Here is a 15,351-nt window from a genome sequence, read left to right as displayed (position 1 = left end):
CGTGTCGGCCTACTCTGGCTGCACGATGGGTGAGTACTTCCGCGACCGCGGCGAAGACGCCCTGATCGTGTACGACGACCTGTCCAAGCAAGCTGTGGCCTACCGCCAAGTTTCTCTGCTGCTGCGTCGTCCACCAGGCCGCGAAGCTTATCCTGGCGACGTGTTCTATCTCCACAGCCGTCTGCTGGAGCGCGCAGCCCGCGTGAACGCTGACTACGTCGAAGCCTTCACCAAGGGTGAAGTCAAGGGCAAGACCGGTTCGTTGACAGCTCTGCCTATCATCGAAACGCAAGCCGGTGACGTGTCTGCATTCGTGCCTACCAACGTGATTTCGATCACTGACGGTCAGATCTTCCTGGAAACCAGCCTGTTTAACGCCGGTATCCGTCCCGCCATCAACGCCGGTATCTCGGTGTCGCGCGTGGGTGGTGCTGCCCAGACCAAGCTGGTGAAGAACCTGTCCGGCGGTATCCGTACCGACTTGGCCCAGTACCGTGAACTGGCTGCGTTCGCGCAGTTCGCTTCCGATCTGGACGAAGCCACCCGCAAGCAGCTGGACCGCGGCGCCCGCGTGACCGAATTGCTCAAGCAAGCACAGTACAGCCCCCTGTCCATCTCGTTGATGGGCGCAACGCTGTTCGCTGTGAACAAGGGCTTCATGGACGATATCGACGTCAAGAAGGTTCTGAGCTTCGAACACGGCCTGCACCAATTCCTGAAAACCAGCCACGCCGCATTGCTGGCCAAGCTGGAACAGGCCAAGGCCATGGACAAGGATGCTGAAGCCGAATTGACCGCTGCCATCGCCGCGTTCAAGAAGACGTTCGCTTAATCCGGACGAGGAGCCATCATGGCAGCAGGCAAGGAAATACGCGGCAAGATCAAATCGGTGGAAAACACCAAGAAGATCACCAAAGCCATGGAGATGGTGGCCGCATCCAAAATGCGCAAGGCGCAGGACCGGATGCGTGCAGCTCGTCCCTACAGCGAAAAGATCCGCAACATTGCAGCCAACCTCGGCAAGGCCAACCCTGAGTACACGCATCCGTTCATGCAAGTGAACGATGCGAAAGTGGCAGGCGTCATCGTGGTCACCACGGATAAGGGTTTGTGCGGTGGCATGAACACCAACGTGCTGCGCACGGTGACGACCAAGCTGCGTGAACTTCAAGCGGCAGGCATCTCTGCGGAAACCGTAGCCATTGGCAACAAGGGCTTCAGTTTCCTGAACCGGGTGGGTGCCAAGGTGGTTTCGCATGTGACAGGTCTGGGCGATACGCCCCATCTGGACAAGCTGATTGGCCCTGTGAAGGTGCTGCTGGACGCATATGCGGAAGGCAAGATCAACGCGGTGTATCTGAGCTACACCAAGTTCATCAACACCATGAAGCAAGAGTCGGTGGTGGAGCAACTGCTTCCACTGTCGTCCGAGCAGATGCAGGCTGACAAGACGGAACATAGCTGGGAATACATCTATGAGCCGGACGCACAAACCGTGATCGACGAGCTGCTGGTGCGCTATGTCGAGTCGCTGATTTACCAGGCAGTTGCAGAAAACATGGCGTCCGAGCAATCGGCGCGCATGGTGGCCATGAAGGCCGCAACGGACAACGCCGGCAGCGTCATTGGTGAGTTGAAGCTGGTCTACAACAAGACGCGTCAAGCAGCGATCACGAAAGAACTTTCGGAAATCGTCGCAGGCGCCGCCGCTGTGTAAGCAGCTCGACATACAACATTATTGGAGCGAAAAATGGCTCAAGTGCAAGGCAAGATTGTTCAATGTATCGGCGCTGTGGTGGACGTTGAGTTCCCACGCGACCAGATGCCCAAGATTTACGATGCTCTGAAGCTGGAAGGTTCGGCTCTGACGCTGGAAGTTCAGCAACAGCTGGGCGACGGCGTGGTGCGTACCATTGCCCTGGGTTCATCCGACGGACTGCGCCGTGGCCTGATGGTGACCAACACTGGCAACCCCATCACAGTGCCCGTGGGCAAGGCCACCCTGGGCCGCATCATGGACGTGCTGGGCACGCCCATCGACGAGCGTGGTCCTGTGGGTCAGGAACTGACGGCTTCCATTCACCGCAAGGCTCCTGCGTACGACGAACTGTCGCCATCGCAGGAACTGCTGGAAACCGGCATCAAGGTGATCGACTTGGTCTGCCCGTTCGCCAAGGGCGGTAAGGTGGGTCTGTTCGGTGGCGCCGGTGTGGGCAAGACCGTGAACATGATGGAACTCATCAACAACATCGCCAAGGCCCACAGCGGTCTGTCGGTGTTCGCTGGTGTGGGTGAGCGTACCCGCGAAGGGAACGACTTCTATCACGAAATGGCCGATTCCGGCGTGGTGAACCTGGAGAAGCTCGAAGACTCCAAGGTGGCCATGGTGTACGGTCAGATGAACGAGCCCCCAGGCAACCGTCTGCGCGTGGCCCTGACAGGTCTGACCATTGCGGAATCTTTCCGTGACGAAGGCCGTGACGTGCTGTTCTTCGTGGACAACATCTACCGCTATACGCTGGCCGGTACCGAAGTGTCCGCTCTGCTGGGCCGTATGCCTTCCGCCGTGGGCTACCAGCCTACGCTGGCCGAAGAAATGGGCCGCCTGCAAGAGCGTATTACGTCCACCAAGGTCGGTTCGATCACTTCCATCCAGGCAGTGTACGTGCCAGCGGATGACTTGACCGACCCATCGCCTGCCACGACGTTCGCTCACTTGGACTCCACCGTGGTGTTGTCCCGTGACATCGCTTCGCTGGGTATCTACCCTGCCGTGGATCCTCTGGACTCCACCAGCCGTCAGCTGGACCCTAACGTGGTGGGCGAAGACCACTACGCGACGGCCCGTGCTGTGCAGGGTACCCTGCAGCGCTACAAGGAACTGCGCGACATCATCGCCATTCTGGGCATGGACGAACTGGCTCCGGAAGACAAGCTGGCCGTGGCCCGCGCTCGGAAGATCCAGCGTTTCCTGTCGCAGCCTTTCCACGTGGCTGAAGTGTTCACGGGCTCGCCTGGCAAGTACGTTCCACTGTCGGAAACCATCCGTGGTTTCAAGATGATTGTGAACGGCGAATGCGATCACCTGCCAGAACAAGCGTTCTACATGGTCGGTACCATCGACGAAGCCTTCGAAAAGGCCAAGAAGGTTGCCTGATTGCCCGAGGGCTGAGCAACTGATTTGTTCAGCCCCCTGTAGCAGTCAAGCCCCCACCTTTTCCTAGGAGCAATGATGAACACTATCCACGTTGATGTGGTCAGCGCCGAAGAGTCCATCTTCTCGGGTGAAGCGCGTTTTGTCGCGTTGCCTGGTGAAGCTGGCGAGTTGGGCATTTACCCCCGCCATACCCCGCTGATCACCCGCATCAAACCCGGTTCGGTGCGCATCGAAACAGCAGACGGCAACGAAGAGTTTGTTTTCGTGGCCGGTGGCATTCTGGAAGTTCAGCCCAACTGCGTGACGGTTCTGTCTGACACCGCCATCCGCGGCAAGGATCTGGACGATGAAAAGGCAAATGCCGCCAAGGCAGCTGCCGAAGAAGCCCTCAAGAACGCCAAGAGCGATCTCGATTTGGCCAAGGCCCAGTCAGAACTGGCTGTGATGGCTGCCCAGATTGCTGCTCTGCGCAAGTACCGCCAGAAGAAGTAACTTCGCGCCGCGGAGCCTTACTCAAAAAACCCGGCCCCTGCCGGGTTTTTTTTTGGTCTGAATTTCCTTCAGCCCCTTGCAATGATGGTCTTGATAGGAAAGACGAGTGCTGCCATGAGCGGGCGGAGGTCTGAGGGTCGCTCAGTTGCCGCCACAATAAGGGCTGTCTTCGAGATGACTTGGGGCGCATCTGAATCGTGCAGTATTCGCTGGGCTCTCGCAGCTTGCGCACGCCGAATGGGCAGCCCGGGGCATCAAGACGTCTGCCGCCCTTGGCTGCCTTGCTCGCCAAAGTTCTGCCGCTCTGAACAGGTCAATTTATCCTCTATCTGGACGACCGTCTCATGCCACGTACCAAACTACCTGTCTCGCCCCACGGTGGCTCGCCCGATGAGACGGAAGCCATGTTCTATGAAGCCCTGCAAAAGGGCGATGTAGATCTGCTGATGTCTTGCTGGGCAGAGGATGACGAAATCGTATGTGTGCATCCTGGCGGTTCCCGCTTGATGGGTGCCGCAGCGATCCGTGCAGCGTTTGAGGGAATGTTTGCGCAGGGCAGCATCCGGGTGACGATTTCCCAGGTCCACCGTGTGCAGTCGGTTTCCAGTGCCGTGCACAACGTGGCTGAGCGGGTGGAAATCATGCTGCCTGATGGGCTACACGCAGCGTTTCTGATTGCCACCAATGTCTATCACCGTACGTTGGAGGGATGGCGTCTGGTGGCTCACCATGCCAGCACGGACGGCTCGCCGGAGGGTATCTCCGGTACTGAAACTTCGCAGTTGCTGCATTGAGCGATGTGGCGCGGGCTGCTCATGGTTTCGTAATTTGTATAAAAAGTGGCTCTTCTAGCGAATAGTAGTGATGGAAATCGCCGCACGTCTGTAAACGACGATTTCGACGTACGACATTTATCGAGTGCATCACTAGCATTCGCTAGAAGAGCCTAAAAAGTGGCTCTAACGCCCGTTGAATAAGCGCTAGCAGCTATGAAATATGTAGCGCCTTGGTGGCTCCCCGGAGGTCAGATGCAAACCATCTGGCCTGCGGTGTTTTCGCGACGCACGCATGGCCCTGCTCCGGCTTTTCGGCGTGAACGCTGGACAACGCCCGACGCTGATTTCATTGACGTGGATTTCTTGGCGGGTGGCGCAGATCGCCCACCCGCTGCCCACTCTGCCGAGATTCCGATGCTGGTGGTGTTTCACGGGCTCGAGGGCTCTTCACGCAGCCACTACTGTCAGGCATTTGCTGAAGTGGCCCAGGAGCGGGGTTGGGCGTGTGCTTTGCCCCACTTTCGTGGCTGCAGCGGTGAGCTCAACCACGCCCCCCGTGCCTATCATTCAGGCGATTACGAAGAGATTGCCTGGATACTGGCCCAGCTCCGTGCCCGCCATCCTGGGCCGGTGATTGCTGCTGGTGTATCGCTGGGCGGCAATGCTTTGCTGCGCTGGGCTGCGGAGGCTGGTTCAGACGCATCGAGTCATGTGAAGGCCGTGGCGGCGATTTGCTCTCCCTTGGATCTGGCGGCCGGTGGCCACGCCATAGGTCGCGGCTTCAATCGCCAGATCTACACCCGCATGTTCCTGCAAACCATGGTCCCCAAGGCATTGCGGAAATGGGAGCAACATCCTGGTCTTTTCGACCGGGACGCGCTGTTGGCCGCGCGTGATCTCTACGCTTTTGACAACGTCTTCACCGCGCCTGTGCATGGCTTTCGCAATACCGAAGACTATTGGCATCGCGCATCTTCCAAGCCACTCATCTCCCACATTCGGGTGCCCGCCTTGGTGGTGAATGCGCTCAACGATCCGTTTGTGCCTGCAAGCAGCCTGCCCCGGGCCGGGGAGGTGGGGCCATGCGTGACGCTGTGGCAACCCAGCCACGGTGGTCATGTAGGTTTTGCGCAAGGCCCGTGGCCTGGGCATGTGCGTGCGATGCCAGATGCTGTAAGCGCTTGGCTGACAGCGCAACTGCCCGGATGAAAGGCACAATTCGGTCATGGATGACATCGTCAAACAAGCATTGGCCAAATGGCCCAACGTACCGGATTGCTACGGATGGCTGGGGCTGGATGCGCGAGGTCGCTGGTTCATGCGCGACGACGCTGCCCAGGCCGCTGGAGATTTTCCGCAAAGCCGTGGTTCGTGGCTACGGCACGAAAAACTCATTGATTTCATCGGCCGCAATTATGAAAGCGACGACGAGGGGCAGTGGTTTTTTCAGAACGGACCGCAGCGCGTGTACATCGAGTTGGAGTGCACTCCGTGGATCTGGCTGGTTTTGCCGGACTACCGCTTGCAGTCCCATACCGGCTTGCAAACCAGTGCGGAGGAATGTCTTTTGGACGAAGAGGGGCGTTTGTATATCGCTTCGCCCCAAGGGCTCGGTTTGGTGCACTCGCAGGATATGGTGCTGGCTGCGGAAGCGGTAGAGCAAGGAGTCTGGGTGCCCCGTGATGTGGTGTCTGCCGACTTGCCAGCGCAGTACGGCTTTGTTCGCAGCCCTGCGAGGTCACAGCGACGTTAAGTTCCAGCAGCTGCGCGCAGAGATCTGACGCTGGCTGCTGATCGTGATGTGTCTTTAGAAAAATGGCTGGCCGTGGCATGTTCGGCATCAGCCAATAAAAAAGCCGGTGCAATGCACCGGCTTTTTTTGATCAATAGACTTGGGTCGCCTTAATCACTTGGCCTCTGCAGCAGCAGGTGCAGCGGGTTCCTCGAACTTGGCACCGGCTGCATTGCCCATGTAAGCCACGGCACGTGCAATTTCTGTGTCGTTGAAATCACCACCGCCTTGTGGCGCCATGGCACCCTTGCCCTTGAGTGCGGATTGCACCAGCGCTTCAAAACCAGTCTTGATGCGCGGGGCCCAGGCTGCCGCGTCTGCGAGCTTGGGTGCGCCCGCAGCGCCCGTGGCGTGGCAAGCGGCACATTGGCCCTTGTAAACCTCTTCGCCTGCACGCAGGGGGCGGTTGGCGTCGCGCACTTCCACCATGCCTACTTTCTGGATGCGCTCAGCCAAAGCCTTTTCAGGGTTGGACGCGCCCGGCGCGGGCTTGTTGCTGGACGAGACGTACAGCACCAGGCCGATGATGGCAAAGATCGGCACCACGAACGAGAGGAATCCCGCCACGAGTAGTTGCTTAGGGGTCTTGATCGGGCCTGTATGCGCTTCTTCGTGGTGGTTGTCGCTCATGACGTCCTCTGGAGTTTCTGGGCTTTGATGAAATCAACCTTAAATTATATCTACAGGCTGCGGAACTTTGTCCCCCATCAAGGCTTGGCGCTTGATGTCTCGTCGGTCCAGCCGCCGCCGAGTGCCTTGAATAACGACACCTGGTTTTGCAACTGGCTCAACCGAACTTGCACCACGCCCTGCTGGGTGCTGAACAGAGACCGTTGCGCATCCAGCAAGTCGAGGTAGCTGGCCACGCCATTCTGGTAGCGCAGATCTGCCAGCTTGAAGCGGATGGATTCCGCTTCGGCTTGCTTGCGCTGCGCCTCCAACTGCTCTGTGAGCGAGCTTTGGCTGGCGAGCGCGTCCGCCACTTCTCTGAACGCTGTCTGGATGGCTTTTTCATACTGGGCAACGGCTACGCTGCGAGACGCCTGTGCGCTCTCCAGATTGGTCTGATTGGCGCCCGCATCAAACAGCGGTAGCAACAGCGAAGGCGCGAGGGTGAAGCCCCAGGAGCCGTTCTTGAACAGGCCGGACAGTTCACCACTCGACGTTCCGGCTTGGGCTGTCAGTGAAATGCGTGGAAAGAAAGCGGCCCGCGCTGCACCAATGTTGGCATTGGCGGCGATCAGCTGTTGCTCTGCCTGGCGGATGTCAGGACGCTGCACGAGCAGATCGGAGGGGAGGCCCGCAGGTACGGCCTGGATGACTGGCGCTGCGTTCAGGTCACTGCGTCCCAGGGTGGCGCGGATGTCTTCGGGCAAGGGCTGCCCCAGCAGCAAAGCCAGCGCATTTTCATCCAGTGCCCGCTGGCGCTGCTGCTGGGCCAGCGTGGTCCGCGCAGCTTGCGCCAAAGATTCGGCCTGCCGGTAGTCGAGCTCGGACGCAGCACCAGAATCCAGCCGCAGTTTGGTCAGGCGAACCGACTCTTCGCGGGTAGCCAGAGTGCGTCGAGACAGTTCCAGCAATTCCTCGTCGGCCAGCAAGTTCAGCCACCCGTTGGCGACGGAGCTGATCAGGCTGACCTGGGCCGCATTGCGGCCTTCTTCGGTAGCCAGGTACTGCGCAAGCGCCTGTTCCTTCAAGCTGGCCACCCTGCCGAAGAAGTCCAGTTCCCACGCAGTCACAGCCAACCCAACGCTGAAGTTGTTGGTGATGTTGCCTGTGCCGGACGCAGGCGCGCGAGAGGCGTTGGCCGCCAGTCCCACGGCTGGGTATTGCGCAGCACGACGTACCTGGAACTGGGCTCGCGCTTGCTCTACGTTGAGGCTTGCAATGCGCAGGTCGCGGTTGTTGTTCAGCGCCAGCTCAATCAACTGCTGCAGCCGTGGTTCGGCAAAGTAGGTACGCCATGATGGCAGCGTGGCAGGACTTTCCGAAGCGGTCACGTTGGGGAAGCCCGTGGGTACGGGCGCGGCGGGGCGCTCGTACATTGGGATCATGGAGCACCCCGTCAGCAGGGTGACCAGGGCCAAAGCGAGATGCGTGATTTTCTTAGTCATGGTTTCCAATTCCGGCTTCTTCTGCGTGGCGGCGGTTCATCTCCTGCTGGCGTGCGCTGCCTTTGAACAGGCTACGCACCACCACGAAGAACACCGGAACAAAAAACACTGCCAGTACAGTGCCCGTGACCATGCCACCCAGCACACCGGTGCCGATGGCGCGCTGGCTGGCGGAGCCCGCGCCGCTGGCGATGGCCAGGGGCACGACACCCAGGCCGAATGCCATCGAGGTCATGATGATGGGACGGAAGCGCAGATGAGCGGCTTCCAGGGCAGACTCGATGAGCCCCTTGCCCTGTGCCTGCAGGTCTTTCGCGAACTCGATGATCAAAATGGCGTTCTTTGCCGACAAGCCGATGATCGTGATCAGGCCCACCTGGAAATAAACGTCATTGGCATAGCCGCGCATGAGGGTGGCCAGCAGAACACCCAGCACACCGAGTGGCACCACCAAGATCACCGCCAGCGGGATGGACCAGCTTTCGTACAGGGCCGCCAGGCAGAGGAACACGGCCAGGATCGCGAAGCTGTAGAGGATCAGCGACTGTGAGCCTGCCAGCTTTTCTTCGCGTGACTGTCCGGTCCACTCGAAACCAAATCCTGCCGGCAGTTGGCCAGCCAGCTTTTCCATTTCAGCCATGGCCGCGCCAGTGCTGTAACCGGGGGCGGGGCTGCCCGAGATGCGCATGGCCGGATAGCCGTTGTAGCGCACCGTTTGCTGGGCACCTTTGACCCACTTGGTGGAGGCAAAGGCTGACAGTGGCACAGGCTTGCCCTGGGTGTTGCTGGCGTTGAGCTTCAGCAAGTCGTCCGGCTGCATGCGCGCGGGTGCGTCGGCTTGCACCACCACACGCTGCAGGCGCCCTTGGTTGGGGAAGTCGTTGACGTAGCTGGAGCCCAAAGCAGTGGACAGCGTCGAGTTGATCGCATCGAAGGTGACGCCCAGTGCGTTGGCCTTGTCGCGGTCGATGTCGATTTGTAGTTGCGGGGCATCCTCCAGCCCGTCTGGCCGCACCTGCGTCAACACCTTGCTCTGCGAGGCCATGCCCAGCAACTGGTTGCGTGCATTGACAAGTGCCTCATGGCCTGCGCCGCTACGGTCTTGCAGACGGAAGGTGAACCCGCTGGCATTACCCAGCTCTGGGATGGGCGGTGGGCTCAAGGGGAAGATAAATGCATCGCGAATGCCGGACAAGCCGCCAAACGCGCGGCCTGCGACCTCTTGTGCAGACTGGCCAGGGCCATGGCGTTCACTCCAGTCCTTGAGTGTCACGAAGGCCAACGCGGCGTTCTGTCCCTGACCGGAGAAGCTGAAGCCCAGAACGCCCACCATGCTTTGCACTTCGGGCTGCTTCAGGATGAATTGCTCCACCTGTTCCATCACAGCCAGCGTCCGCTCTTGCGTGGCGCCGGGCGGGAGCTGCACGTTCACGATGATGTTGCCCTGGTCTTCGCTGGGCAGGAAAGACGTGGGCAGCCGCATGTAGACCACGGCCACAGCTCCCACGATGGCTGCGTAGATCACAAGGTAGCGAACCGCACGCTTGAGCATGCGGGCCACCCAGCCTTCATAGCGCTTGGCGCCAGAGGCGAAGCTGCGATTGAACCAGCCAAAAAAGCCGCTCTTTTCGTGGTGATGGCCTGCTTCGACAGGTTTGAGCAGCGTGGCACAAAGGGCCGGCGTGAGCGACAGCGCCATGAATGCCGAGAACCCGATGGAGGCCACCATCACGGCCGAGAACTGCCGATAGATGTTGCCTGTGGAGCCCGCAAAGAAGGCCAGTGGGACGAACACCGAGATCAGCACCACGGTCACGCCGATGATGGCGCCTGAGATCTGGCGCATGGCTTTGCGCGTGGCGTCCAGCGGGGACAGCCCTTCCTCGCTCATGATGCGTTCGACGTTTTCCACCACGACGATGGCATCGTCCACGACGATACCGATCACCAGCACCATGCCGAACATGGTGAGCACGTTGATCGAGAAGCCCAGAGCCAGCAAGGTGGCGAAGGTACCCAGCAAGGCGATGGGGACCACAATGGTGGGGATGACGGTATAGCGCCAGTTCTGCAGGAACAGGAACATCACCAGGAACACCAGGGCGACGGCTTCAAGCAGCGTCTTGGCCACCTGGGTGATAGAGATATCCACGAAGCGAGAACTGTCGTAAGGAATGCTCCAGCTCATGCCTTCTGGGAAGTAGCGCGAGAGCTCGTCCATCTTGGTGCGGACTGCTTTTGCGGCCTCCAGCGCGTTCCCACTGGGCGACAGTTGGACGCCGATACCCACGGCGGGTTTCCCGTTCAGTCGAGCCGCGGTAGCGTAGGCTTGGCCACCCAACTCCACGCGCGCCACATCCTTGAGACGAACGGTGGAGCCATCGGCGTTGGCCCGAAGAATGATGTTGGAGAATTGCTCGACGGTAGACAGCTGCCCGCTAACGACCACTGTTGCTGAGATGCCCTGGCCAGACAGGTTGGGCAGATCACCGATGGTGCCGCTGGCAACCTGCGCGTTCTGCGCCCGGATGGCGGCAGTGATTTCCGCGGTGGAGATGTTGAAGCTCAGCATCTTTGCGGGATCGATCCAGATCCGCATGGCACGTTCTGTGCCGAAGAGCTGGGCTTGCCCAATGCCTTGCAGCCGCTGCAGCTCTGGCACCACGTTGCGGGAAGCATAGTCACCCAGAGCGACGGTATCGGTTTCGGGGTTGCTGGACGAAAGCATCGTGAACAGCAAGAAGTTAGAACGCGACTTGTCCACACGCACGCCTTGTTGCGTGACGGTAGAGGGCAACCGCGGAGACGCGCGGGACAGGCGGTTTTGCACGTCCACCTGTGCCAAGTCGGCGTTGGTTCCGGGTTGGAAGCTCAGGGTGATGCTCCCAGAACCATCGGCCTGGGCCACAGACTCCATGTAGATGAGCCCTGGTGACCCGTTCATTTCACGCTCGATCACGGAAAGAACGCTGTCCTCCAGCGTTTGCGCAGAAGCGCCCGGGTAAGACGCATTGATAACGATCGAAGGCGGTGCAACCGGGGGATATTGCGAGATGGGCAGCTGCGTGATGGCAACGCCCCCCAGCACCATGATGAACAGTGCAATCACCCACGCGAAGATGGGGCGGTCAATAAAAAACTTGGCCATGTGTATGCCTCTCAGGGCTTAGCGGCGGATGCGTCGGCGGCAGGCGCAGGTGCTGCTGCTTGGCCTGGTGCTTGCCAAGGGACCGCTTTCACGGGCGTGCCAGGTGGAAGCATTTGCAGCTTCTGGAAGCCGTCCACCATGACTTTTTCGCCCGCCTGTAGTCCTTCGCGAACAACCCAGCGGTTGTTCTTCGCCGCGCTGATCTTGACTGCGCGCTGGCTGACTTTTCCGTCTTCAGCGACTACGTTGACGATGTCCCCTTGCTGTGTGCGTGTCACGGCCTGCTGCGGAAGGGTGATGGCATTGCTGGCCTGGGCTTGCTCCAGCTTGACCCGCAGGTACAAGCCTGGCAACAGTTCACCCTTGGGGTTGGGCACCTCGGCGCGCAAGGTGATTTGGCCTGTGGTGGAGTCCACGGTCAGGTCGGAAAACAGGAGCTTGCCAGGGTGCTCGTACTCCGTTCCATCGCTCAAGATCAGGCGCACGCTCGCTGCGTCTTTGCCCTCCGCGCGCTTGAATTGGCCGCTGGCCATGGCTTTGCGCAGCTGAAGAATGTCGTTGGCAGATTGAGTGAAGTTGACGTAGACGGGGTCAATTTGCTGGATGACAGCCAGAGGAGTCGCCTCGCCTTGACCTACCAGCGCACCTTCTGTCACAAGGGCCCGGCCGATTCGGCCTGAAATCGGCGCTGTGACCGTCGCATAACCCAAGTTGATGCCTGCGGTACGCACCGCTGCCTTGGTTGAGGCTACGTCTGCCTGGGATTGTTTGACTGCAGCCTCTGCGTTGACGAAATCTTGCTTGCTGATCGCATTGGCTTCGACCAACGGACGGTACCGTTCCAGCTGCGCTTGCGTTTGTGCCAGGTTGGCTTCTGCCTTGGCTTGGTTGGCCTTGGCGCTGTCCAAGGCCGCCGCGTAGGGGGCTTCATCGATACGGAACAGGGTTTGTCCCGCCTTCACGTCGCTGCCCTCCTTGAACATCCGTTGCTGCAAGATGCCTGCTGCCCTGGCGCGCACTTGAGCCACCCTGGAGGCCTCCACGCGCCCCGGCAACTCGGTGACCAGACCCACATCGCCTGGAGTCGCCGTGACAGTACCCACTTCAACGGCAGGCCTCTGTCCTGCAGCGCTGGGTGCCGTTGGCGCTTCCTTGGTGCAGCCAGCCGCTATCAGCGCGGAAGCGAGCATGCCGACAACAAGCCGTGCTTGCATGCGAGGTGGATGGTGTGGTGTGGATGGCGCGTCATGCAAGCTCTTCATGGAATTCCTTTGAAGCTGGAGCGAGGGCAGGTCGATCATTTCAGAAGCCGAAGAAGATGACCACAGTAGATTGCAGTCGAACGAAAGCCCGACGGATAAGGTGCGGGATTATACATACAATCGTGAATGTATAATTGAATGGTGACCGCGGATTTTCGGGTTGCCGTTAAAGAAATGGATGGTGGAGATGGCGCGCAGGACCAAGGAAGACGCAGCTGCGACACGCAATGGATTGATTGATGCGGCCGAGCGTGTGTTTTGTGAAAAGGGCGTGTCGCGGGCTTCGTTGAGTGACATTGCCTCGGCGGCGGGGGCGACGCGCGGGGCGCTCTACTGGCACTTCAAAGACAAGGTCGATCTGTTTAACGCCATGATGGATCGCGTGACGCTGCCTTTGGAGGAGGGCTGTGCTCAGTTCTCGTGTCTTGCGAGTGGCGATCCTGTGGGGCGTCTGCGTTCGGTGATGGCGTTCGTTTTGGGGGTTGTGGCATCGAATGCCCAGGCCCGGCGTGTGTTTGAAATTGCCATGTACAAAGTTGAGTATGTGGAAGAGATGGCTGCTATCCGGGATCGGCACATTGCTGCGTCGGGTGCTTTCACGGCGCAGCTTGCCAAAGACTTCGCTTTGGCGGCTGAAGTGAGTCCATTGCCGGTCTCTCTGTCTCCGCATGAGGCTGCGGTTGCTTTGCATGCTCTGTTTGATGGGCTCATTCAAAACTGGATCTTGTGCCAGGGGGCGTTTGATTTGGTGAAAGTGGGTGCGAGTGCGACAGACGCTTTTTTGTCTGGCCTGGGTCTCAAATGGGGTGATGGCACGGTTTGATGTTCCCGCGTCATTGTTGTCGTGTGCTTGCGTGCAATAATATTGAGCTTGCACGTCAATTAGCGCGGCTGTAGCTCAGTGGATAGAGTATTGGCCTCCGAAGGCTATAGTCATCCGGGCTGTCAGCGGAATTTTGAGTATTGGTCTTTTAAGAGTTGCGGCTGTAGCTCAGTGGATAGAGTATCGGCCTCCGAAGCCGAGGGTCGTGGGTTCGATCCCCGCCAGCCGCACCAAAATCAAGGACTTACGTGAGTTTTCCATGGCCCACGATACAGTCAAATTTTGGTTCAAGTCTCAGAGTTGACCGCTCTCAGCAGCCAATAAGGCCTTGAGGCTCAGGGTCACAGTTTTCTGACGTCTGTGTTCATGGCCCGCCTGTGGCCCATGCGTGGCCCTGCCATAGCGCAGAGATGAAGCTTCAAGGGATTTTTGACCATTGGGCCCGTGGCCCATCGAAAGTTCTTCAGCTTGCCGTCATCTCTTGATGGATGCTCCGTTGACTGCTAAACCTTCCCACTTGGGGGATAAGCAATCAAATGACTGTTCAGCAGCGATAGGCGACGTTCGCAATCGCTCGCCTGAGCGTCCACTTCCGCCGAAAGTCGACACGCGCCCCGATACAGCGGGGTGCAGAGTTGCTGCAACCTCAGCAACACTTTTGCTGTAGTTGCGCAGTTAGCATGGACTGTGCATGCAGCATCACCACTGCTACCAATGCCCCCTCAGTACCCAGCAGCCTTGATCTCGGCCAGTGCGGCGATCATGAGCTTGCGTCCGGTCTTTAGCCACTTGAACGGAATGCGCCCGGTAGGTGCTTTGGTCGTCTTAACGATCGGATGAGCGAGTTCGCTTTCACCGCGCTTTGTGTGTACAGCAAAGACGTACGCATAGGTCTTCGGGAACTTAGCCATGAAGGCCTTGTTGCCAATCACGCCACCAAAGTTACCAAGATTCCGGGCACCAATCGTTCCGTCGCGCTTGAAGAGATCGTCGACCAGGAGATCGTTGAAGACATCAAGCATACTGACCCAGGCCGTCGGATTCGTCTTGAAGTAGCCCTTGCAGGCAACTATCTTCGTCTCGACGTGATGATAGTTCTTGTTAAAGAACTTCCGCCAGTTGACTGCGACATCTATGCCGCTCATTTCGTGCAGTGCCAGCCGGATTCCGCAGACCTTTGTATCAACACGCCGCAGCTTGCCGTTCTCTCGCAGCACGATCTTGGCCAGTGGATGGATATCACGGATCGGCTTTCGAATCTCGCAGTCCAATAGAGCAGCGAGCCATGCTGCCGCCAGTGCCACATCAGCGTCATTGCTTCGCATCGAAGCGTTCAGGAGTCGCTCCCGTCGACCATTAGCAATTTCGAACCAAGGCATGCCGAAGTGCAACCGCGTCCTCAGCCAAGGCGTATGTGAATACTGCAGCGCGTAGTCAGACTGGCGTTCAGTCAGGTGCGACAAGCGATGCAATGCATTCCACAAGGACGCGGTCAACTCAGGCGTGCTGGTTCGGGGCGCCCACATCCTCTTCAGTAACGATCGAAGGCGCTTGGTGTGTGTCACTGACAGACGATCACCGGCAGCCGTTACCAGGCTTGCCCGAATCGCCGGGTATAGATCCTGCTTTTCGATGTGGTCTAGCAGGCGATCGCCATGCTTGTCAGGCAGCTCTCTAAACTTCTGTAGGTAATTCGAAATCTGGGGGTAGTAGTGCGGCGCGTGCTCGAAGACAGTATCCGTCCAGCCACCCCATCTACCCCGAATGAGCAATTGCAAGCACCATCG

The 15,351-nt window shown here is 59.0% G+C and carries 12 protein-coding genes, 1 tRNA gene and 1 pseudogene; 9 read left to right on the top strand and 5 right to left on the bottom strand.

Annotation, left to right across the window (positions count from 1 at the left end; genetic code table 11):
* The 7 genes and pseudogenes from AADJ04_RS14645 to AADJ04_RS14615 form a co-directional block, all read left to right on the top strand.
* Positions 1–832: pseudogene (locus AADJ04_RS14645) on the top strand (F0F1 ATP synthase subunit alpha); the annotation flags it as partial.
* 18 nt (positions 833–850) lie between these two features.
* A complete protein-coding gene (gene atpG, locus AADJ04_RS14640; RefSeq protein WP_044397383.1) occupies positions 851–1,717 on the top strand; it encodes a F0F1 ATP synthase subunit gamma in 867 nt (288 codons plus the stop codon).
* 33 nt (positions 1,718–1,750) lie between these two features.
* Positions 1,751–3,157, top strand: coding sequence for a F0F1 ATP synthase subunit beta (gene atpD, locus AADJ04_RS14635; RefSeq protein ID WP_044397381.1), 1,407 nt, complete (start codon positions 1,751–1,753; stop codon positions 3,155–3,157).
* Between the two features lie 75 nt (positions 3,158–3,232).
* Positions 3,233–3,649, top strand: a complete 417-nt coding sequence (locus tag AADJ04_RS14630; RefSeq protein WP_044397499.1) for a F0F1 ATP synthase subunit epsilon — start codon at positions 3,233–3,235, stop codon at positions 3,647–3,649.
* Positions 3,650–3,993: 344 nt separating this feature from the next.
* Positions 3,994–4,443, top strand: a complete 450-nt coding sequence (locus AADJ04_RS14625) for a nuclear transport factor 2 family protein (protein ID WP_273623890.1) — start codon at positions 3,994–3,996, stop codon at positions 4,441–4,443.
* Between the two features lie 195 nt (positions 4,444–4,638).
* Positions 4,639–5,634, top strand: a complete 996-nt coding sequence (locus tag AADJ04_RS14620; RefSeq protein WP_341240058.1) for an alpha/beta fold hydrolase — start codon at positions 4,639–4,641, stop codon at positions 5,632–5,634.
* 16 nt (positions 5,635–5,650) lie between these two features.
* Entirely contained in the window at positions 5,651–6,178 is a 528-nt protein-coding gene (locus AADJ04_RS14615; protein ID WP_273623889.1) for a DUF2946 family protein, read from the top strand.
* Between the two features lie 153 nt (positions 6,179–6,331).
* Here AADJ04_RS14615 and AADJ04_RS14610 read toward each other — a convergent pair whose 3' ends face one another.
* The 4 genes from AADJ04_RS14610 to AADJ04_RS14595 form a co-directional block, all read right to left on the bottom strand.
* The gene (locus AADJ04_RS14610; protein WP_066691840.1) at positions 6,332–6,847 is read right to left on the bottom strand and encodes a c-type cytochrome; all 516 of its coding nucleotides are present in this window, start codon (positions 6,845–6,847) and stop codon (positions 6,332–6,334) included.
* A 77-nt stretch (positions 6,848–6,924) separates the two neighbouring features.
* Positions 6,925–8,331, bottom strand: a complete 1,407-nt coding sequence (locus AADJ04_RS14605; protein WP_341240057.1) for an efflux transporter outer membrane subunit — start codon at positions 8,329–8,331, stop codon at positions 6,925–6,927.
* Positions 8,324–11,479 carry an efflux RND transporter permease subunit gene (locus AADJ04_RS14600; RefSeq protein ID WP_341240056.1) on the bottom strand — a complete coding sequence of 1,052 codons (3,156 nt, stop codon included), beginning with the start codon at positions 11,477–11,479 and terminating at the stop codon, positions 8,324–8,326. Before AADJ04_RS14600 ends, AADJ04_RS14605 begins: the two co-directional genes overlap by 8 nt.
* A gap of 11 nt (positions 11,480–11,490) precedes the next feature.
* The gene (locus AADJ04_RS14595) at positions 11,491–12,693 is read right to left on the bottom strand and encodes an efflux RND transporter periplasmic adaptor subunit (protein WP_233100143.1); all 1,203 of its coding nucleotides are present in this window, start codon (positions 12,691–12,693) and stop codon (positions 11,491–11,493) included.
* A gap of 235 nt (positions 12,694–12,928) precedes the next feature.
* On the opposite strand from AADJ04_RS14595, the gene AADJ04_RS14590 reads away from it, so the two are divergent.
* Both AADJ04_RS14590 and AADJ04_RS14585 read left to right on the top strand, forming a co-directional pair.
* Positions 12,929–13,564, top strand: a complete 636-nt coding sequence (locus AADJ04_RS14590) for a TetR family transcriptional regulator (RefSeq protein ID WP_341240059.1) — start codon at positions 12,929–12,931, stop codon at positions 13,562–13,564.
* Positions 13,565–13,721: 157 nt separating this feature from the next.
* Positions 13,722–13,797, top strand: a tRNA-Arg gene (locus AADJ04_RS14585).
* A gap of 489 nt (positions 13,798–14,286) precedes the next feature.
* Here AADJ04_RS14585 and AADJ04_RS14580 read toward each other — a convergent pair.
* The coding region (locus AADJ04_RS14580; protein WP_341240055.1) for a hypothetical protein at positions 14,287–15,351 on the bottom strand (1,065 nt) is incomplete at its 5' end.

The organism is uncultured Acidovorax sp. (genome assembly GCF_964021665.1).
Classification (GTDB): domain Bacteria; phylum Pseudomonadota; class Gammaproteobacteria; order Burkholderiales; family Burkholderiaceae_C; genus Acidovorax; species Acidovorax temperans.
The sequence above is the reverse complement of the archived record's forward strand: the minus strand, read 5'-3'. Positions and strand labels throughout refer to the sequence as shown.

Bases quoted from the DNA above. Each gene is read 5' to 3' on its own strand.
- atpG (WP_044397383.1), top strand. From the start codon at position 851: ATGGCAGCAGGCAAGGAAATACGCGGCAAGATCAAATCGGTGGAAAAC.
- AADJ04_RS14620 (WP_341240058.1), top strand. From the start codon at position 4,639: ATGAAATATGTAGCGCCTTGGTGGCTCCCCGGAGGTCAGATGCAAACC.
- AADJ04_RS14590 (WP_341240059.1), top strand. From the start codon at position 12,929: ATGGCGCGCAGGACCAAGGAAGACGCAGCTGCGACACGCAATGGATTG.
- AADJ04_RS14600 (WP_341240056.1), bottom strand. From the start codon at position 11,479: ATGGCCAAGTTTTTTATTGACCGCCCCATCTTCGCGTGGGTGATTGCA.
- AADJ04_RS14630 (WP_044397499.1), top strand. From the start codon at position 3,233: ATGAACACTATCCACGTTGATGTGGTCAGCGCCGAAGAGTCCATCTTC.
- AADJ04_RS14605 (WP_341240057.1), bottom strand. From the start codon at position 8,331: ATGACTAAGAAAATCACGCATCTCGCTTTGGCCCTGGTCACCCTGCTG.
- AADJ04_RS14625 (WP_273623890.1), top strand. From the start codon at position 3,994: ATGCCACGTACCAAACTACCTGTCTCGCCCCACGGTGGCTCGCCCGAT.
- atpD (WP_044397381.1), top strand. From the start codon at position 1,751: ATGGCTCAAGTGCAAGGCAAGATTGTTCAATGTATCGGCGCTGTGGTG.
- AADJ04_RS14595 (WP_233100143.1), bottom strand. From the start codon at position 12,693: ATGCAAGCACGGCTTGTTGTCGGCATGCTCGCTTCCGCGCTGATAGCG.
- AADJ04_RS14615 (WP_273623889.1), top strand. From the start codon at position 5,651: ATGGATGACATCGTCAAACAAGCATTGGCCAAATGGCCCAACGTACCG.
- AADJ04_RS14610 (WP_066691840.1), bottom strand. From the start codon at position 6,847: ATGAGCGACAACCACCACGAAGAAGCGCATACAGGCCCGATCAAGACC.